Below are 19334 nucleotides of genomic sequence, written 5' to 3' on the forward strand. Positions count from 1 at the left end.
GTGGCCGTCGTCGTGCGGATGCTGCTCAGCCGCATCCTCGCCCTGATCCCGCTGCTGCTCGGCGTGATCCTGTTCGTGTTCATCGTGATGCGGTTCGCCCCGACCGACCCGGCGCTCGCCGCGTTCGACGGCGCGAACGCCACCGCCGAGCAGCTCCAGCGGTTCCGGCTCGAGAACGGGCTGCTGGACCCGCTGCCGCTGCAGTACGTCCACTTCGTCTGGCACCTGGTCCAGGGCGACTTCGGCACCAGCGTGATCACCAAGCAGCCGGTCGGCGACACGATCGCCACCGCACTGCCGCTGACCGTCCAGCTGACCCTGCTCGGCCTGGTCATCGCGTTGGTGACAGCGCTGGTGCTCGGCGTGACGTCGGCGCTGTTCCGCGACCGCTGGCCGGACAAGCTGATCCGCGTGGTCACCCTGGCCGGGGTGGCCGCGCCGGCGTTCTGGGTGGCGCTGCTGCTGGTCCAGTGGCTCGCGGTCGGCCAGGGCCTGTTCCCGACCAGCGGGTACGTCAGCCCGGCCGACTCCTTCGGCGGCTGGCTGAACTCGCTGACGCTGCCCGCGGTGTCCCTGGCGCTGCCGGTGGCCGCGCAGCTGACCCGGGTGATCCGGACCTCGATGGTCGAGGAGCTGGACAAGGACTACGTCCGCACCGCGCGCGGCGGCGGCCTGCCGCCGGTGGTCGTGGTCGGGCGCAACGTGCTGCGCAACGCGCTGGTCACGCCGCTGACCGTGCTCGGCCTGCGGGTCGGCTACCTGCTGGGCGGCGCGGTCGTCATCGAGACGATGTTCGCGCTGCCGGGGATGGGGCAGAACATGATCCAGGCCGTCACCGACGGCGACACGGCCAAGGTGCAGGGCTTCGTGATCACGATCGCGATCGGGTTCGTCCTGGTCAACTTGATCGTCGACGTGCTGTACCTGATCGCGAACCCGCGCCTGCGGAGCCACGCGTGAAGCGGCTGCGCGCGGCTTGGCCCGCGCTCGCGATCCTCGGCGTGCTGCTCCTGGTCGCCGTGCTCGGCACGCTGGTCGCGACGCACAACCCGGACGCGCTGAGCACCGACACCGGCGGCCCCAGCGGGTCGCACTGGTTCGGCACGGACACCTCGGGCCGGGACATCTTCTCCCGGCTCGTCGCCGGCACGCGCTGGTCGCTCGCCATCGGCCTGGGGGCGGTGGCGCTCGCGCTCGTGTCGGGGGCGGTGATCGGGGCGTTCGCCGCGACCTCGCACCGCCGGGTGGACGCGGTGATCATGCGCGTCCTGGACGTCATCATGGCGTTCCCGGGCATCGCCTTGGCCGCGGTGCTGGTCGCGGTGTTCGGCCACGGCATCCTGGTGCTGATCCTGGCCATCGGGTTCCTCAACACGCCCCCGGTGGCGCGGGTGATCCGGGCGAACGTCCTGGCCCAGTACGGCGAGGACTACGTCGCCGCCGAACGCGTCATCGGCGCGAAGCGGTTCTTCGTGCTGACCCGGCACGTCGCCATCAACTGCGCCGCGCCGGTGCTCGTCTACTGCACGGTCACGGTGGCCGACGCGATCGTCTTCGAGGCGTCGCTGTCGTTCATCGGCGCCGGCATCCAGCCGCCGGACCCGTCGTGGGGCTCGGTGCTGGCCGACGGCAAGGACCTGGTCCTGACCGGCGGCTGGTGGGCGACGCTGTTCCCCGGCCTGCTGATCCTGGTCACGGTGCTGGCGTTGAACATCCTGTCCGAGCGGATCTCGGACGCCTGGGCGGCGCCGTCGGCCCGCGCGGTCAAGGCGGCCGAAGTCGCGAAGGCCGTCGAGGCTCGCGACGACGCCGACACCGCGCCCGTGCTGCCGATCGCCGGGCTGCGGGAGGCGGGGGAGCGGCTGGCCCGCACGGCCCGGTCACTCGACCACCGGGACACGGTCCTGGAGGTCGACCGGCTGGCGATCTCCTTCCCGGGCCGCCACGAAGGCGTCGACGTCGTCGACGGCGTGTCCTTCAGCGTCCGCGCCGGGGAGGTCCTCGGCCTGATCGGCGAGTCCGGCTGCGGCAAGACGCTGACCGCGCTGTCGATCCTCGGCCTGCAGCCCCCGACCGCCCGGGTGTCCGGGCAGATCCGCTTCGCCCAGCGCGACCTGCTCGCTTTGCGCCCCGGTGAACGACGGAGGCACCTCGGGCACGACATCGCGATGATCTACCAGGACGCGCTGAGCTCGCTCAACCCGGCGATGACCATCCGCGCCCAGCTCAAGCAGTTCACCCGCCGCGGCGGCACCCGCACTCCGGTCGAACTCCTGGAGCTGGTCAACCTCGACCCGGACCGCACCCTGCGGGCGTACCCGCACGAGCTGTCCGGCGGGCAGCGCCAGCGGGTGCTGATCGCGATGGCGCTCTCGCGGGACCCGAAGCTGATCGTCGCCGACGAGCCGACCACCGCCCTCGACGTCACCGTGCAGGCGCAGATCATGGCGCTGCTGCTGCGGCTGCAGGAGGAGCTCGGGTTCGCGCTCATCCTCGTCTCGCACGACCTGGCGCTGGTTTCCGAGATCGCCGACCGCGTCGTCGTCATGTACGGCGGCCAGGTGGCCGAGCTGGGCGCCACCGCCGAGGTCGTCGGCTCGCCGCGGCACCACTACACGCGCGGCCTGCTCAGCGCGGTCCTGTCGCTGGAGGAGAACGAGGCCCGGCTGACCCAGATCAAGGGCGTCGTGCCGGCCCCGGCCGAGTTCCCGGCCGGCTGCCGGTTCGCCGACCGCTGCCCGGCCGCGCGCGCCAAGTGCCACGACGAAACCCCGGTCCGGTTCGGGGAGCCGGTCGACCACCTCGTCGCCTGCCACTTCCCGGCGGTCGACATCGCGCGCGAGAAGGAGGCGACTGCGTGAACCTCCTGGAGGTCGACGGCGTCCACGTCGTCCACAAGATCCGCGGCCGCGGCCTGTTCGGCCACCAGCACGTGTATGCCCTGACCGACGCGCACCTCGTGGTGAACCCGGGCGAGACGATCGGCGTCGTCGGCGAGTCCGGCTGCGGCAAGTCGACCCTGGCCAAGGTGATCGTCGGGCTGCAGCGGCCGACCGCGGGAGCCGTGCGCTTCCGCGGGGAGCCGCTCGTCTCCGGGCGCGAGGTCGGCATGGTCTTCCAGGACCCGTCGACCGCGCTGAACCGCCGGCTCGCCGTCGCCAAGATCATCCGCGACCCCCTCGACGTGCACCGCGTCGGGACGCCGGCCGAGCGCGACGACCGCGTCCGGGAGCTGATGTCACTGGTCGGGCTGCCGACGAGTGTCGCCGACGCCGTGCCCGGCCAGCTGTCGGGCGGGCAGCGCCAGCGCGTCGCGATCGCCCGGGCGCTGGCCCTGCGGCCGGCGCTGCTGGTCGCCGACGAGCCGACGTCCGCCCTCGACGTCTCGGTCCGCGCCCAGATCCTCAACCTGCTGCTGGACCTGCGCGAACAGCTGGAACTGGCGATGGTCTTCGTCTCCCACGACATCCAGACCGTGTCGAAGATGAGCGACCGGATCGTCACGATGTACCTGGGCCGGATCGTCGAGGAGGCGCCGGTCGGGGCCGAGGCTCGCCACCCCTACACGCGGGCGTTGTTCTCCGCGACGCCCAGCCTGCTCCACCCGGTCGAGCCGATCGTGCTGACCGGGCCGGTGCCGTCGGCGACGAACCCGCCGAGCGGCTGCCCGTTCCGCACCCGCTGCCCCAAGGCCACCGACGAGTGCGCGGCGGAGCTGCCGCCGCTCGCCGCGGCCGCGGGCGGCCACACCTACCGCTGCATCCATCCCGAGATCCCCACCGGAGTGAGCGCCTGATGCCGAAGTTCGCCGGAATCGTCCCGCCGCTGTGCACGCCGTTGACCGACGACTTCGGCGTGGACACCGCCTCGCTGCGGCGCCACGTCGAGTTCCAGCTCGACGCCGGCGTGCACGGCGTCTTCGTCCTCGGCTCCTCCAGCGAGGTCGCCTTCCTGCCCGACGCCCAGCGGCGCGTCGTCGTCGAAACGACGGTCGACCAGGTCGCCGGCCGCGTCCCGGTGCTCGTCGGCTGTATCGACATGACGACGTTGCGGGTCGCCGAGCACATCAAGGTGGCCGAGGCCGCCGGGGCCGACGCCGTCGTGGTCACCGCGCCGTACTACACGCGCACGCACGTCGCCGAGGTCGACCGGCACTTCCGGCTGCTGCGCGAACGGACGGCGCTGCCGATCGTCGCCTACGACATCCCGGTCGCGGTGCACACGAAGCTCGACGGGCCGATGGTCCTCGACCTGGCCGCCGACGGCGTCCTCGCCGGGCTCAAGGACTCCAGCGGCGACGAGGCGTCGTTCCGCGCCGTGCTGCTCGGCAAACGCGACCGCGGCCTCGACTCCTTCGCGGTGTTCACCGGCTCCGAACTCGTCGTGGACGCGGCCCTGGCGATGGGTGCCGACGGCGCGGTCCCGGGCCTCGGCAACGTCGACCCCGTCGGGTACGTGCTCATCCACGACCACTTCAAGTCCGGCAACCTCGCCGCGGCCCGCCGCGAGCAGGAACGCCTGCTGAAGCTGTTCTCGATCACGGCCGTCGCGCCGCCGAGCCGGATGGGCCGCGGCTCGGCCGGGCTCGGCGCCTTCAAGGCCGCGATGAAGATGCGCGGGTTCATCGACAACGCTGTCATGGCGCCGCCGCAGCTCCCGCTCGACGACGAGGAACTGCTGCGGATCAAGGAGAAGCTCGCCGAAGCGGGTCTGCTCTGATGCTCCGCTACGGCGCCGACTACAACCCCGAGCACTGGCCCGAAGAGGTCCGCCGGGACGACCTGAAGCTGATGGCCGAAGCGGGCGTCACGATGGTGACGGCGGGGATCTACTCGTGGGCCGGCGTCGAACCGCGGCCGGGGGAGTGGGACTTCGGCTGGTTCGACGAGGTCATGGACGGCCTCGCCGGCGCGGGCATCGGCGTCTGCCTGGCGACGATGACCGCGTCGCCGCCGCCGTGGCTGACCCACGCGCACCCCGAGGTCCTGCCGGTGCGTGCCGACGGCGTCCGGCTCTCGCCGGGGGCGCGGCAGCAGTTCTGCCCGTCGAGCCCGGTCTACCTCGCGCACGCCGCCCGGCTGGTCACGGAGCTGGCGACGCGGTACGCGGGGCATCCCGCGCTGGCGATGTGGCACGTCGGCAACGAGTTCGGCTGCCACGTCCGGGCCTGCTACTGCGACGAGTCCGCGTCGGACTTCCGCGTCTGGCTGGAGCAGCGGTACGGCACGATCGAGGCGCTCAACGCGGCGTGGACGACCACCTTCTGGGCCCAGCGCTACGACGACTGGGCCGAGATCCTGCCACCCCGCGTCGCCCCGACCTTCCCGAACCCCGCGCAGCAGCTCGACTTCCACCGGTTCTCCTCCGACGCCGCGCTCGGCTGCTTCCTGACCGAACAGCGGGTGCTGCGCCGCGTCACGCCGGACGTCCCGATCACGACCAACTTCGTCGGCCTGGTCCAGAAATCCCTCGACTGGCACACGTGGACGCCGCACGAGGACGTCGTCAGTCTCGACTCCTACCCCGACCCCGCCGACCCGCGCGCCCACGTCGAAGCCGCGTTCGCCTACGACCTCGTCCGGTCCACGAAGGACCAGCCGTGGATGCTGCTCGAACAGGCGCCCAGCGCGGTGAACTGGCGGCCGCGCAACAGTCCCAAGCCGTCCGGGGCGATGCGGCTCGGCAGCTGGCAGGCCATCGCGCAGGGCGCCGACGCCGTCCTGTTCTTCCAGTGGCGCCAGACCAGTGGCGGCGCCGAAAAGTTCCACTCGGCGATGGTCCCGCACGGCGGCCGCGCCACCCGGACGTTCCGCGAGGCCGCCGCTTTGGGGCAGGAGCTGGCCCGGGTGCCGGAGCTGGCCGGGACGCGCGTGCGCGCCGACGTCGCGCTGCTGCACGACTGGCCGAGCTGGTGGGGTCTCGAACTCGACTCGCACCCGGCTCGGCTGGAGTACCTCGAAACGCACCTCGCGCACTACGCGCCGTTGTTCGACGCCAACGTCACCTGCGACGTCGTCCACCCTTCGCGGGATCTCACGTCGTACCAGCTGGTCGTCGTCCCGAACCTGTACCTGCTGGAGCAGTCGGCCGCTGACAACCTGCGCGCGTACGTCGCGGGTGGCGGGCACCTCGTGGTGTCGTACTTCTCGGGGATCGTCGACGGCTGCGACCGCGCGTACCTGGGCGGCCATCCCGCGCCGCTGCGGGACATCCTCGGCCTGCGGGTCGACGAGTTCTGGCCCCTGGACGGGCCGGTCGATCTCGGTTTCGCCGACGGCACAACGGGTTCCGGGACGATCTGGGCCGAGTGGATCGAACCCGAGGGCGCCGAGGTCGTCGCGTCGTTCGCTTCCGGAGAGCTGGCCGGGCGTCCGGCGATCACGCGGCACGCCTTCGGGGACGGCGTCGCCTGGTACCTCGGCACCCGGCCCGACCTGGCGCCGCTGTTCGGCCGCATCACGGCCGAAGCCGGGGTGACGCCGGTGCTGGCCGCGCCGCCGGGTGTCCAGGCCGTCGTCCGGCACGGCGGGGAAAGCGCTTACGTGATCCTGCTCAACCACGGCACCGAGCCGGTCACCGTCGACCTGCCGCACGCCGCGCCGGACCTGCTGACCGACCCGTCGCGGCCGGTGCGCGAGGTCCGGCTCGCCCCGCGAGGTGTCGCCGTCCTGAAGGGATGAGTATGAGAACACTGGGGAGATGGGCCGCTTTGGTGGCCCTGGCCGCGAGCACGCTGCTCGCGGTGAGCCCGGCGCAGGCCGCGCCGATGTTCGACCAGCAGGTCCTGTTCAAAGCCGCGCAGGATCCCGGGTACAGCTGCTTCCGGATCCCGGCGGTCGTCGAGTCCACCCACGGCACGCTCCTGGCGTTCGCCGAAGGCCGCATCGACAACTGCGGCGACACCGGCGACATCGACCTCGTGCTCAAGCGCTCCACCGACGGCGGGAAGACGTGGTCGCCGCTGCAGGTCGTCAACCGCGGCGGCGGGGACACGCACGGCAACCCGGTGCCCATCGTGGACAGCCGCACCGGCCGGATCGTGCTGATCACGACGTACAACAAGGGGCGTACCGACGACAAGGCGTGCGACGTCCCCTGCCCGCGCACGCCGCACTCGCAGTACAGCGACGACGACGGCCTGACCTGGTCGGCGCCCGTCGACATCAGTGCGCAGGCGAAACTGCCGAACTGGGACTCGTGGTACGCGTCCGGCCCGGTGCACGGAATCCAGCTGACGCACGGTCGCCACGCGGGCCGGCTGGTGTTCGGCGTCAACGCGGAGACGAGTGACGGGACGCATTCGATCGAGAACCACGCCGGACTCGTCTACAGCGACGACGGCGGGCGCAGCTGGCACGTCGGCGCGGTGAACAGCTACCCGCACCCGGTCGGCGGGACGTACACGCAGAAGCCGTCCGAAGTCACCGTGGCCGAGCTGGCCGACGGCTCGATCTACGCCGGCGGCCGCGAGCAGGGCGGCACCGACATCGGCAACCGCGACTACGCGATCAGCCGCGACGGCGGCGAGACGTTCACCAGGTCCTTCACCACCATCCCCGACCTGGTGACGCCGATGGTGCAGGGGTCGGTGCTGCGCGTCGGCAACCGCCTGCTGTTCTCCTCGCCGTCGGACACCGACCGGCGGCGCTGGATGATGATCCGCTCGTCCTACGACAACGGCCGGACGTGGGAGAACGCCGAGCAAGGCACGCGGATCACGACGGATTGGTCGGGGTACTCGGATCTGGTGCAGATCCACGGTTCGACCATCGGGCTGATGTACGAAGGTGGCGCGGTCGACGCGCGGGACGAGATCCGCTTCGCGCGCTTCGACGAGTCCTATCTGGGGTGGCGGAACTCCGCGGGACCGTCCACACCGGACGTTTCCGGCCACGCCGACGCGCGGGTGCTCGGCGGAGCCCCGGTGACGCCCGGGCGGTTCGGCGGCGCGGTGACGCTGGACGGCGTCGACGACTACGTCCGCGTGCCGTACGACCCGGCCCAGCCCCCGGGCGACGGCGACCTGACGTGGACCGGCTGGTTCCGCTACGGCGCCACGAAGGGCAACCAGGTGCTGTTCTGGCTCGGCGGGATGGGCACGACGGCGCCCCAGCTGTGGCTGCGCGGCGAACCGGCCAACCACCGGCTGATCGCGATGATGACCACGGCGGCGGGGAGCGCGTCGATCACGTCGGCGCAGGCGTACGACGACCAGGCGTGGCACCACGTGGCGCTGGAGCGGACCGGCGGACAGTTGCTGCTGTGGGTCGACGGCGTCCAGGTGGCGTCCGGGGCCGCGGCGGCGGGGTCGGTGAGCCGGACGGTGTCGTTCCAGCTGCAGCTGGGGCAGCGGCTGGACAACCAGTTCCGCTGGAACGGCAGCTTCGACGAGGTCCGCTTCTACCGCCGGGCCTTGACGACGTCGGAACTCGACGCGATCCGCCTGCGGAACGCGCCGGTGACCGCGGGCCAGGTGCTGCGCCTGCCGTTCGACCGCATCCACGGCTGAGGTGTCGTGAGTGAGAAACAGGGTTAGAACCCTGTTTCTCACTCACGACCTCCTTATGGCCCTTATCCGGCGGCCCGCGAGTTGGTTGACTCCTCGCGTGAGGATCATGGGTGCGCTGCTCACCGTCCTGCTCGTCACCGCCGGCTTGGCGGTACCCGTGGCCGCGGCGGATCCGCCGTCCTGGACCGGGCCGCTCAGCACCCGGGGCCGGTACATCGTCGACGCCCACGGCGACCGGTTCAAGCTGAAGGCCGCCAACTGGCACGGCGCGAGCGGCACGTGGACCGGCTCCGGCGATGTCGACGACCCGGCGAACCACCACGCCGGCGAGATCGCCTACCAGACGCCGCTCGGGCTGGACCGCGCGTCGATCGACACCGTGATCGACGGGCTCGCGCGGCTGGGCCTCAACAGCGTGCGGCTGCAGTTCTCCAACGCGATGCTCCACGACACCCGGCCGGTCCCGGACCTGCCCGCCAACCCGGACCTGCACGGCCTGACCCCGCTACAGGTCTACGACCGCGTCGTCGACCGGCTGACCGCGCGCGGGTTCGCCGTCATCCTCAACAACCACACCACGACCTCGCGCTGGTGCTGCGGGCTCGACGGCAACGAACGCTGGAACACCGCCCAGACCGAGCAGCAGTGGCAGGACGACTGGCTGTTCATGGCGCGCCGCTACGCCGCGAACAAGCGCGTCGTCGGTGCCGACCTGTACAACGAGGTCCGCCGCAACACCCTTGACGACCCGAACTGGGGCTGGGGCAACGGCACCGACTGGCAGCGCGCGAGCCAGCAGGTCGCCGACCGCATCCTCACCGAGGCGAACCGGGACCTGCTCATCTTCGTCGAAGGCATCAACTGGACCGGGCTGCCGATCGACGGCTTCCCGCACGGCCGGCCCACGCTGGAACCCGCCCGGACGCTGTCGCACACGCTCGTGGACTCCGGCAAGCTCGTCTATTCGGCGCACTTCTACGGCTACACCGGGCCCAACCACTCCGGCGCGACCGGCGTCGGCGAGACGCACGACCCGCGCTACCGCGACCTCTCGCCCCAGGAACTGCGGGACACCCTGTACCGGCAGGCGTTCTTCGTCTCGGCCGACACCGGCAAGCACTACACCGCGCCGCTGTGGATCAGCGAGTTCGGCGAAGGCCGCAACACCACCGACCCGGCGTCGCGCGCGTTCTTCGAAAACTTCGTGAACTACCTCGCCGAGACGGACACGGACTTCGCCTACTGGCCCGCGGTGGGCTTCCAGACCAACGGCTCCGGCGACGGCTGGGCGCTGCTCGAATACGACTCCGCGGGCCGGCGCATCGACGTCCTCGACGGCACGGACTGGCGCGGCCCGGCGTGGCAGCGGCTGATTTCCGCGCCGTCCCGGACCGGGCCGATCGCGGAGGCGGAGCACTGGTCGATGCTGAACCTCGACTACGCCGACTTCCAGGAGTCGCGCCAGGTCCGCGCACTCCCGGACTGGAACTCCGGCGCCCGCAAGGGCGTCTGCCCCGACGGCCAGCGGCTCGCCGGCCTGGCCCACACCGGCAACCGCGGCCTGTGCACCGGGACGCTCGCCGCCCCGAGCGGGTACGTGGTCGTCCGGGACGAGACCTACGTCGACACCGACTGGGCGTCCGGCTACACGAAGACGCAGTGCCCGCCCGACCACGCGGTCGTCGGGTACAGCGTCCAGGGCGCGGCGTTCTCGGCCGTGCTGTGCGGCCGGTCCGCGACGCCACTGGGCCGCACCGGCCGCACGGTGTGGTTCGACCGCGGCGACAACCGGCCGGCCGGCGACCCCGGCGGCGACTTCGCGACGGGCAACTACAAGGGCCAGTGCGCGCCGGGGGAGTACGTCGCCGGCGTCGCCTACACCGGCCGCATCGGCTCGGGCCGGACGCCGGACGCGCTGCTCTGCCGGTCCTAGACGGTCCGGCAGGTCAGTTCCGGGCGGCTCTTCGTGTCGCCGTCGCCGGTGACGGCGGTGAAGCCGAACGTCGTCGCGCCGCCCGCGTCGAGCTTCGCGTTCCAGGCCGCGTTGTCGACCGTGACGGTGTCGCCGTCGACGGTGAAGGTGCCGTTCCACAAATTGGTGATGCGGTGGCCGCCCGGCAGGGACCAGCGGACGCGCCAGCCGGAGAGGTCGTCGGTGCGGTCGTTGCGGACCGTCACCTCGACCTGGTAGCCGCCCGGCCACGAGTTCGTCACCTGGTAGTCGGCGGCGCAGCCCAGGTCCGGCGGAGGGCTGCTGCTGGTGGTCGCCGGCGGTGGGGTCGTCGCGGAGGTCGCCGGGGCGGCGACCGGGGTGGCGTCCGGGACGAGCGCCGTCCCGATCACGACCCCGAGGGCCAGCAGCACGGCTCCGCCGGCGCTCGCCAGCACGACCCGGCGACGGGGGCGGCGGACGCGCAGCAGCCGGGTTTCGGTGCGGGGCCGCGGGCGCGGCGGCGGCAGCGGACGGCCGTCGGTGACGGCCTCGAACAGTTCCTGGACCTCGGCCATCGACGGGCGCTGCGCGGGGTCGCGCTGCAGGAGCCGGCCGAGGACCTCGGCGAGCGGGCTGCCGTGCTGCGGCGGGATGGGCTCTTCGCGGGCGACGCGGAGCAGGAGGACGATCGGGTTGTCGTCGTTGCCGAACGGCGGCCGGCCTTCGAGGGCGCGGTAAAGCGTCGCGCCGAGGGAGAAGACGTCGGCCGGGAAGCCGGCTTCGCCGCCGCCGGCGACTTCGGGGGACAGGTAGGCGGGGGTGCCCGCGATGAAGCCGCCGCCGGTCACGGTGCCCTCGCCGGTGGCCCGGGAGATGCCGAAGTCGGCGATCTTGGCGACGCCGCCGTCGGCGAGCAGGACGTTGGCGGGCGTGACGTCCCGGTGCACGATGCCTTCGGCGTGCGCGGCGGCCAGCGCGGAGGAGACCTGGACGCCGATGCGCGCGACCTCGTCGGCGGGCAGGCGTTCGCGGTCGAGCAGGACCGCGGCGAGGCTGCGCGAGGGCAGGTACTCCATGACGAGGTAGGGCTCGCCGCCGTCCTCGACGACGTCGTGCACGGTGACGGCGTGCGGGTGCCGCAGGCGCGCGGTCAGCCGCGCCTCGCGCAGGGCGCGCTGGGCGGCCTGCTCACCGGCGGCCTGCCCGATGGCGGGCTCGTAGCCCAGCTGCTTGACGGCGACGACGCGGTCGAGCCGCTCATCGCGCGCCCGCCAGACGACACCCATCGCGCCTTGGCCGACCCGTTCGGCAAGGCGGTACCGCCCGGCGATCAGCTGTCCTTCGTCGGTCACGACGACCTCCCGGCCTTCCCCGGAACACACGGATCCGGGGGACGATCGGTTCGAGCTTAACGACCGGGCGCCGGCCCCGCCGACGGGCGCGGGTCACACCCTGGTGTCCGACCGAACCCGCCGCGCGCCGCACTCGCCGACGGGCGCGGCCCGCCCGGAGGCAGGCCGCGCCGTCAGGCGCTCGGCGCGTGCAGCTGGTTCCACGTCGGGACGTACGGGGTGAACCGCAGTTTCATGCCCGCCTCGGCCGGCAGCTTGTCCGCCTTGCGGGCGTTGCAGCTGCGGGACGTCCCGCCGCACGCCGCCACCGTGTTCAGCCACGACGTCCGCGCGCCGCCGCGGCTCAGCGGCGTCACGTGGTCGATCGTCGTCGCGCGGCCGCCGCAGTACGCGCAACGGTGGCCGTCGCGCGTCAGCACCCCGCGGCGGGACCAGCGGGGCGGCTGCGTATATCGCCACTTCATCACGACGTACCGCAGCAACCGCACGATCTTCGGGCGCGGGAACAGCCCGTACGCGAGACCGTCTTCGGCCTCGTGGATCTCGGCGACGTGCCGCACCAGCATGCGAATCGCGTGCGGCACCGAAACCGTTTGCAGCGGCTCGTAACCGGCGTTCAAGACGAGCACCTTCACAACGCACCTCTTTCCTCTCGGCGGAAATCGTCGCCGAGGGGAAAGAGCCGCGTCAATCGTGTTTCAGCGCAGCGGATGCGCGCGGAAGAAGCGCCAGATGACCGGGGTGGCGTCGATGACCGTGGGTGTCGCCGAGTCGTTGTTCGGCTTCGTGCTCGGCCACACGTGCCCCGCACCTTCGACGCGGTAGTGCTCGAGCGCGCAGCCCAGCCACTTCTGCACGACCACGCCGTCGACCGGCGACCACGAAACCGGCCCGGCGAAGCAACCGTCCCTTGTGGACCACGCCGCCAGCCAGTCCGGGATCGCCGGCAGGCCCTTGGCCGGGTTGCCGGTGTAGGGGATCGTCGTGTCGGCCGTGCCGTGGAAGTCGAGGATCGGCACCCGGCGGCTCGGGTCGCACGCGCCGCCCTGCGGGTAGAACGCGCCCGACACCGGGGCGAACGCCGCGATCCGGCCGGCCAGCCGGCACGCCAGCACGCCGACGAACCCGCCGCCGTTGGACTTCCCGGCAGCGAAGATCCGGGCGTTGTCGACGCAGAGCGCGCGCTGCAGCGAGTCCAGCAGGTCGCTGGTGAAGAGGACGTCGTCCGCGGCCGCCGAGTAGGGCGCGCCGGTCCAGGCCGTTTCGCCGTCGGTGCCGACCAGGCCCTGCGGGTACACCGAGATCGCGTCGAGCGCCGAGAAGCCCGACAGCTCCTCCTGGTACTGCGATGTGCGCTTGTGCCCGTGGAACGACAGCACCAGCGGGTACGCGCGGCGCGGGTTGTAGTGCGCCGGCAGGTGGACCGTGTACTCGCGGTCGAGGCCGCCCGAGACGACGTGCGCCGTGGTCGTCACCCCGGCCGGGACCGGGGCCGCGCGCCCGCAGCCGGTGGTGCGGACGGGGTGGTCGGCGACGCCCGCCGCGGCGGCGGGAGCGGCGAAGGCGGTGGTCAGGGCAGCGGTCGCGGCGAACGCGGCGGCCCACCGGGGAAGGCGTCCGGGCACTCGATCCTCCTTGATCGGCAGCGGGGCGTGGCCAGCATCACCCCGGCCGCCGGGCCCGTCTGCATTGCGTTCATAAAGTGCGCGGCCGGGACTGTCGGACCCCGTCGGTAGGATCGACCCAACCAACGGCCGATGCACCCGGAAAGGACCGGAAGTGACCACCCCGATCGAGACGCTGGAGTTCCAGTCGGAAGCGCGTCAGCTGCTGCAGCTGATGATCCATTCGATCTACTCGAACAAGGACACCTTCCTGCGGGAGCTCGTGTCCAACGCCTCCGATGCGCTCGACAAGCTGCGGCTGGAGTCGTACCGCGACAAGGACCTCGGCGCGGACACCTCCGACCTGCACATCACGCTCGAGGCGGACCCGGCCGAGCGGACGCTGACGGTGCGTGACAACGGCATCGGCATGACGCGCGACGAGGTGGTCGCCCTCATCGGCACGATCGCCAAGTCCGGCACCGCCGACTTCCTGACCAAGCTGAAGGAGGCCAAGGACGCCGCCGCGTCGCAGGACCTCATCGGCCAGTTCGGCGTCGGGTTCTACGCCAGCTTCATGGTCGCGGACAAGGTCACGCTCGTGACGCGCAAGGCCGGCACCGGCGAGGGCGTGCGCTGGGAGTCGACCGGCGAAGGCACGTACACGATCGAGCCGGTCGAGGACGCGCCGCAGGGCACCGCGGTGACCCTGCACCTCAAGCCCGAGGACGCCGAGGACCACCTCTACGACTACACGTCCCCGGCGAAGATCCGGGAGATCGTGAAGAAGTACTCCGACTTCATCACCTGGCCCATCCGGATGAAGGGCGAGGGCGACGACGCGGAGCTCGAGACCGTCAACTCGATGAAGGCGCTCTGGGCGCGCTCGTCGAGCGAGGTCACCGAAGACGAGTACCACGAGTTCTACAAGCACGTCAGCCACGACTGGCAGGACCCCCTGGAGACGATCCGGCTGCAGGCCGAGGGGACGTTCGAGTACCAGGCGCTGCTGTTCCTGCCCTCGCACGCGCCGATGGACCTGTTCCTGCGCGAGCGCAAGCGCGGCGTGCAGCTGTACGTGAAGCGCGTCTTCATCATGGACGACTGCGAGTCGCTGGTGCCGGAGTACCTGCGGTTCGTCAAGGGCGTCGTCGACGCGCAGGACCTCTCGCTCAACGTGTCGCGGGAGATCCTGCAGCAGGACCGGCAGATCCAGCTGATCCGCCGTCGCCTGGTGAAGAAGGTCCTCTCGACGGTCAAGACGATGATGACCGCCGACGCCGAGAAGTACGCGACGTTCTGGCGCGAGTTCGGCCGGGCGGTCAAGGAGGGCCTGCTCGACGACTTCGAGAACCGCGAAGCCATCCTCGAGATCTCGTCGTTCGCCTCGACGCACGACGCGGAGAAGCCGACTTCGCTGCGCGACTACGTCTCGCGGATGAAGGAGGGCCAGGAGCACATCTACTTCATGACCGGCGAGTCGCGTTCCGCGATCGAGAACTCGCCGCACATGGAGGCGTTCCGGGCCAAGGGCTACGAGGTGCTGGTCCTGACCGACCCGATCGACGAAATGTGGGTCGACGCGGTCCCGGGCTTCGACGGCAAGCAGTTCCAGTCGATCGCCAAGGGCCAGGTCGACCTGGAGTCCGACGAGGACAAGAAGGCCACCGAAGTCGCGCGTGAGCAGCAGAAGAAGGACTTCGAAAGCCTGCTGACGTGGATGGGCACGGCGCTGGGCGAGGACGTCAAGGAGGTCCGGCTGTCGTCACGGCTGACGACGTCGCCGGCGTGCATCGTCGGGGACACCCACGATCTGAGCCCGACGCTCGAGAAGATGTACCGCGCGATGGGGCAGGAACTGCCGCCGATCAAGCGGATCCTGGAGCTGAACCCGGAGCACGGGCTGGTGACGGGGCTGCGGGAGGCCCACGCGGCGCGGCCGGAGGACGAGGGGCTGGCCGAGACGGCCGAGCTGCTCTACGGCATGGCGTTGCTGGCCGAGGGCGGCGAGCTGGCCGACCCGTCGCGGTTCATCAAGCTGCTGGCGGGCCGCCTGGAGAAGTCGCTCTGACTCGTGGTCGTGAGGGGGAAACCGGGTGCCGGCCCCGTTTCCCCCGCACGACCGGCTCGGGTCAGGGTGCCGCGTTCATCAAGTCCAGCGCGCTCTGCTGCCGGGCCGCGTCGGCCTGGTCGAACGGTCCCGCCCACAGCAACCCGTACGCCTCGGCACTGTTGCGGTCGTTGGCGTAGGCCGAGTTCGCCTGGCGCTGCAAGTACCCCGTGTACGGGTGGTCCGACAACGCCGCGTTCAGCACCGCCAGGTCCCGCGCGTACACGCCCTTGAAGGTCGGCCCGTCCGCACCGCCGCCTCCGGCCGACTCGCCCGGGTCGCGCAGGATGCCGCCCGGGTTCAGCGACCCGTTGGTCGTCGACGCGTTCGCCATCGCCCGCGCCTTCGTCAGCAAGCTTGAGTCGCCCGTCGCGCGGGACAGCTCGGTCAGCGCCGCCAGCGGGACGCCCTGGTTGTACGACCACACGGCCTGGCCGTTGTTCGCGCACGACGTCGTCAGCCCGTCGTTGACCAGGTTCGAGCCGTTGATCATCCCGCTGCCGGCGAACCAGGTCCAGCCCGCCCGGGCCCGCGCCAGGTAGGCCGTGTCACCCGGGATGCGGTTGTGCAGCGCCGCGTTCAGCTGGATGTACAGCGAGTTCGGGATGGCGTTCTTGTACGTGCGGCTCGTGCTCCACCAGACCCCGCCGCCGCAGACGCCGTCCCAGTACGCGTACATGTGGTCCGCGTCCGCCCGGGCCGTGTTCAGGTACTTGCTGTCGCCCGTCAGGTCGTACGCGTCCACCCACGCCAGGCCCCACCAGCCGGTGTCGTCGAGGTAGTCGTTGCGGAACTGGCCGCCCTGGGCGGCGAGGTTCTTCGTGTACGTCGTGTCGACGGCGTACCGGTAGCTGCTCATGCCGCTGATCCGGACGTTGTCGATGATCGCGGTCAGCGCGTTCGCCGAGTTCCACCAGCCGGTCGTGTCGAACAGGCCGGTGCCGAGGTTGTAGCGCTCCATCAGCGCCGTCGCGGCCGCGGTGCGGTGGTCCCACGCGTTCCACGTCGTGCGCGCCCAGCCGGTGCAGGCGATCGAGCCCGAACCGGCGGGCTGCCCGCACGCCCGCAGCAGGCCGACGCCCTTGGCGTTCCAGTCGTCGACGTTGTACATCAGCGTCCGCCAGCCGGTGCCGCCCGACGGCGTCGCCGTGTCGCCCAGCTTGCTGCCCGACGCCCACGTGCGCCCGGCGTCGAACGAGCGGTCCAGCCAGACGTGGTCGCCGGCCGCACCGCCGGTGATCGCCGCCCAGCCCATGTCGTCGCCGTCGTCGAGGTGCAGGGAGAGCCGGCGGCCGCTGATGGTCGCCGAAGCGCCTTCGCGGTCGCCGGGGGAGAGGGCGGGATCCCGGGCGTCGCAGTACTTGTCGCAGATCGCCGCGAGCGGGCTCGCGGCCGGCGAAGGGGCCGGGGTGGGCGTAGCCGCGAGGACCACGGTCAGCAGGGGGATCAGGAGGCTCATCTGTCACCTTCCGCGCCGAAGGGCGATGACTCCATTCTCGGGAGCTAATAATATTGGTCCAGTCCTTACCGGGACAGGTTTCGGACAGGAATTCCCGCGGTAACCCCCGGTCATGACGAACCTCGACGACACCCCGGCCGCGAAGCTGGACGAGTTCGTGCTCGCCCGGCTCGCGGAGGACGAAGAGCGCGTCCGCGAGGGCGAACTGCCGCTGCTCGACGAGGCCGAGCGGCGGGGCAGGCTGCGGATCATGTACGCCGACGACGGCGACGGCCTCATCCTCGCCGGCGGGCCGGTCGAAGCGATGGAGGACCGGCACCCGGTGCCGTTCGCCGAGAAGGCCGAGTTCCTGCGCCGCGAGATCCGGGACGTCCACGACGACGCGTCCGTGAAGCTGATCGCCTCGGTGTACGAGGCCCACCCGGACTGGCAGGACGGCTGGCGGCCCTGAGGGTTTCGTGGCCGGCCGGAACGGGAACGTCCAAGCATGTCAGGAACCCTGCTCACCGACGTGAAGGCGATCCGCGAAGCGGCGACGCCCCTGCGTAGCCCGCAGGACCTCGACCCGCTGGTCCGGCGCCTCGCGCGCGCCCGGATCGTGCTGCTCGGCGAGGCGACGCACGGCACCGCCGAGTTCCAGCGGTGGCGCGCCGAGCTGACGAAACGGCTGCTGGCCGAACGGGACTTCTCGTTCGTCGCCGTCGACGGCGATTGGGCGGAGTGCCACCGGGTGCACTACTGCGTCGCCGGGGCGCCCGGCGCGCCGAACGACCCCGGTCAGGCGCTGTGGGGCTTCCGCCACTGGCCGACCTGGCGGTGGGCCAACGAAGAGGTCGCCGAGTTCGCCCGCTGGCAGCGCGCGTTCAACGCCACCGGCGACGGCGTCCCGTGCGGCTTCCACGGTCTCGACGTCCACAGCCTGGGGGAGTTCCTGCGCGGCGTCCTCGAGTTCGTCCGCGAACACGCGCCCGACCGGCTCGACGCGACGATCCGCGCGTTCCGCTGCTTCGAGCCCGACGGTGACGACCCCCGCGGCTCCGCTGGGCTGGTGCCGGACAACAGCCGCGAAGAGGTCGTGCGCCGGCTGACGTCGGCCCGCGTCGGCGTGCCGGGCGCCGAGGGCTACTACCGCGAGCTCCTCCACGGCGGGGCGCGGGCCCGCGACGCCCGTGCCACCCATCTGAACGACACCCTCGACCGGCTGCTGCGGGCGTACGGCCCGCGGTCGAAGGCCGTGGTGTGGGCGCACAACACGCAGGTCGGCGGCACCCTCGGCCGGCTGGCGCGGGAACGGCACGCGGCCGACGGCGTCGCCACGGTCGGGTTCGGCACCCACCACGGCTCGGTGATCGCCGCCGGCCACTGGGGCGGGTCGGTGCGCCGGATGACGGTCGAGCCGGCGCACCCGGACAGCTGGGAGGGACTGCTGCACGACGCCGTGCCCGACGAGAACAGCTTCTTCGTCTTCCGCGACGACGACGTCTGGGCGCACGAACCGCGCGAGCACCGCGCGATCGGCGTCGTCCACCGCGGCGGCGGGTACGTCCCGGCCGCCCGCTACGACGCGTTCGTCCACTGCGACGAGACCACCGCGATCACCCCGCTGCACCACTGGGAGCCGGAGGAGGAGCCCCCGTTCGTCCCGGCGCAGACTTACCCGCGTGGTGGATGACGAGCGGCTCGTCTTCGCCGACCGCACCGACGGCGGCCGGCGCCTCGCCGCTGAACTGCTGCGCCGGCGCTGGGTGTCCCCGCTCGTGCTCGGCCTCGCCCGGGGCGGTGTGCCGGTGGCCGCGGTCGTGGCGCGCCGGCTGGGCGCCGAACTGGACGTCGCGGTGGCGCGCAAGATCGGCGCGCCCGGGCGGCCCGAATTCGGCGTCGGCGCGGTCACCCCGGACGGCCCGGCGATCTACGACGAAGCGTCCCTGCGCCGGCTGAAGCTCACCGCGGCCCGCATGGCGCGGGCGGAGCACCGGGAACGCGCGGAGGCACGCCGCCGGCTCGAGCGCTACCGGCACGGCCGTCCGCCGGCCGCGCTCGACGACCGCGACGTCATCCTCGTCGACGACGGGCTCGCCACCGGCGTCACCGCGACGGCGGCCCTGCGGGACGTGCGCGCGAGGAACCCGCGGACGGTCGTGTTCGCGGCCCCGGTCGGCGCCCCGGGCGCGGCGGCGGGGTTGCTGCGCGAAGCCGACGACGTCGTCTGCGTGACCGAACCGCCGGACTTTCGCGCCGTGGGTCAGTGGTACGCGGATTTCCACCAGACGAGTGACGAAGACGTTCTCGATGTGCTGCTCCACCTGGGGGAACGGCCTGGTTGACCGGATCGGCGGCGGGGTACCACCGGGCGGGGGCACCGACGGA

The 19334-nt window shown here is 71.9% G+C and carries 15 protein-coding genes; 11 read left to right on the plus strand and 4 right to left on the minus strand.

Annotation, left to right across the window (positions count from 1 at the left end; translation table 11 throughout):
* The 7 genes from ACIRSS_RS10690 to ACIRSS_RS10720 all read left to right on the plus strand — a co-directional run bounded on the left by ACIRSS_RS10690 (position 1) and on the right by ACIRSS_RS10720 (position 10442).
* Positions 1-960 carry an ABC transporter permease gene (locus tag ACIRSS_RS10690; protein ID WP_400893161.1) on the plus strand — a complete coding sequence of 320 codons (960 nt, stop codon included), beginning with the start codon at positions 1-3 and terminating at the stop codon, positions 958-960.
* Positions 957-2861, plus strand: a complete 1905-nt coding sequence (locus tag ACIRSS_RS10695) for a dipeptide/oligopeptide/nickel ABC transporter permease/ATP-binding protein (RefSeq protein WP_400893164.1) — start codon at positions 957-959, stop codon at positions 2859-2861. Before ACIRSS_RS10690 ends, ACIRSS_RS10695 begins: the two co-directional genes overlap by 4 nt.
* A complete protein-coding gene (locus ACIRSS_RS10700; RefSeq protein ID WP_400893166.1) occupies positions 2858-3796 on the plus strand; it encodes an oligopeptide/dipeptide ABC transporter ATP-binding protein in 939 nt (312 codons plus the stop codon). The genes ACIRSS_RS10695 and ACIRSS_RS10700 overlap by 4 nt, the downstream gene beginning before the upstream one ends.
* The gene (locus ACIRSS_RS10705) at positions 3796-4719 is read left to right on the plus strand and encodes a dihydrodipicolinate synthase family protein (RefSeq protein ID WP_400893168.1); all 924 of its coding nucleotides are present in this window, start codon (positions 3796-3798) and stop codon (positions 4717-4719) included. Before ACIRSS_RS10700 ends, ACIRSS_RS10705 begins: the two co-directional genes overlap by 1 nt.
* Positions 4719-6680, plus strand: a complete 1962-nt coding sequence (locus ACIRSS_RS10710; RefSeq protein ID WP_400893170.1) for a beta-galactosidase — start codon at positions 4719-4721, stop codon at positions 6678-6680. Before ACIRSS_RS10705 ends, ACIRSS_RS10710 begins: the two co-directional genes overlap by 1 nt.
* A gap of 2 nt (positions 6681-6682) precedes the next feature.
* Entirely contained in the window at positions 6683-8509 is a 1827-nt protein-coding gene (locus ACIRSS_RS10715; RefSeq protein ID WP_400893172.1) for an exo-alpha-sialidase, read from the plus strand.
* Positions 8510-8615: 106 nt separating this feature from the next.
* Positions 8616-10442, plus strand: a complete 1827-nt coding sequence (locus tag ACIRSS_RS10720; protein WP_400893434.1) for a glycoside hydrolase family 5 protein — start codon at positions 8616-8618, stop codon at positions 10440-10442.
* On the opposite strand, the gene ACIRSS_RS10725 is transcribed toward ACIRSS_RS10720, so the two are convergent.
* From ACIRSS_RS10725 to ACIRSS_RS10735, 3 genes are all read right to left on the minus strand, one after another.
* The gene (locus ACIRSS_RS10725) at positions 10439-11794 is read right to left on the minus strand and encodes a protein kinase (RefSeq protein ID WP_400893175.1); all 1356 of its coding nucleotides are present in this window, start codon (positions 11792-11794) and stop codon (positions 10439-10441) included. The two genes, ACIRSS_RS10720 and ACIRSS_RS10725, sit on opposite strands and share 4 nt — an antisense overlap.
* A gap of 173 nt (positions 11795-11967) precedes the next feature.
* Positions 11968-12429: an HNH endonuclease gene (locus ACIRSS_RS10730; RefSeq protein WP_400893177.1), complete on the minus strand. Its 462-nt coding sequence runs from the start codon at positions 12427-12429 to the stop codon at positions 11968-11970.
* A gap of 63 nt (positions 12430-12492) precedes the next feature.
* A complete protein-coding gene (locus tag ACIRSS_RS10735; protein WP_400893179.1) occupies positions 12493-13419 on the minus strand; it encodes an alpha/beta hydrolase family esterase in 927 nt (308 codons plus the stop codon).
* Positions 13420-13573: 154 nt separating this feature from the next.
* Here ACIRSS_RS10735 and htpG point away from each other — a divergent pair, with 154 nt between their 5' ends.
* Positions 13574-15469 carry a molecular chaperone HtpG gene (htpG, locus tag ACIRSS_RS10740; protein WP_400893181.1) on the plus strand — a complete coding sequence of 632 codons (1896 nt, stop codon included), beginning with the start codon at positions 13574-13576 and terminating at the stop codon, positions 15467-15469.
* A 61-nt stretch (positions 15470-15530) separates the two neighbouring features.
* On the opposite strand, the gene ACIRSS_RS10745 is transcribed toward htpG, so the two are convergent.
* Positions 15531-16967, minus strand: a complete 1437-nt coding sequence (locus ACIRSS_RS10745; protein WP_400893183.1) for a glycoside hydrolase family 76 protein — start codon at positions 16965-16967, stop codon at positions 15531-15533.
* 112 nt (positions 16968-17079) lie between these two features.
* Between ACIRSS_RS10745 and ACIRSS_RS10750 the strand changes: the two genes are divergently transcribed.
* The 3 genes from ACIRSS_RS10750 to ACIRSS_RS10760 are packed head-to-tail and all read left to right on the plus strand — an operon-like array spanning position 17080 to position 19291.
* Entirely contained in the window at positions 17080-17418 is a 339-nt protein-coding gene (locus ACIRSS_RS10750; RefSeq protein ID WP_400893185.1) for a hypothetical protein, read from the plus strand.
* Between the two features lie 36 nt (positions 17419-17454).
* On the plus strand, positions 17455-18639 hold the full coding sequence (locus ACIRSS_RS10755) for an erythromycin esterase family protein (RefSeq protein ID WP_400893187.1): 1185 nt from the start codon (positions 17455-17457) through the stop codon (positions 18637-18639).
* On the plus strand, positions 18632-19291 hold the full coding sequence (locus ACIRSS_RS10760) for a phosphoribosyltransferase (protein WP_400893436.1): 660 nt from the start codon (positions 18632-18634) through the stop codon (positions 19289-19291). The genes ACIRSS_RS10755 and ACIRSS_RS10760 overlap by 8 nt, the downstream gene beginning before the upstream one ends.
* Positions 19292-19334: the final 43 nt, after the last annotated feature.

The organism is Amycolatopsis sp. NPDC101161 (assembly GCF_044768185.1).
GTDB lineage: Bacteria > Actinomycetota > Actinomycetes > Mycobacteriales > Pseudonocardiaceae > Amycolatopsis.

What these genes read in the sequence shown, in the direction of transcription:
- ACIRSS_RS10705 (WP_400893168.1), top strand. Translation starts at nt 3,796, where the DNA reads ATGCCGAAGTTCGCCGGAATCGTCCCGCCGCTGTGCACGCCGTTGACC.
- ACIRSS_RS10710 (WP_400893170.1), top strand. Translation starts at nt 4,719, where the DNA reads ATGCTCCGCTACGGCGCCGACTACAACCCCGAGCACTGGCCCGAAGAG.
- ACIRSS_RS10715 (WP_400893172.1), top strand. Translation starts at nt 6,683, where the DNA reads ATGAGAACACTGGGGAGATGGGCCGCTTTGGTGGCCCTGGCCGCGAGC.
- ACIRSS_RS10720 (WP_400893434.1), top strand. Translation starts at nt 8,616, where the DNA reads ATGGGTGCGCTGCTCACCGTCCTGCTCGTCACCGCCGGCTTGGCGGTA.
- ACIRSS_RS10745 (WP_400893183.1), bottom strand. Translation starts at nt 16,967, where the DNA reads ATGAGCCTCCTGATCCCCCTGCTGACCGTGGTCCTCGCGGCTACGCCC.
- ACIRSS_RS10750 (WP_400893185.1), top strand. Translation starts at nt 17,080, where the DNA reads ATGACGAACCTCGACGACACCCCGGCCGCGAAGCTGGACGAGTTCGTG.
- ACIRSS_RS10755 (WP_400893187.1), top strand. Translation starts at nt 17,455, where the DNA reads ATGTCAGGAACCCTGCTCACCGACGTGAAGGCGATCCGCGAAGCGGCG.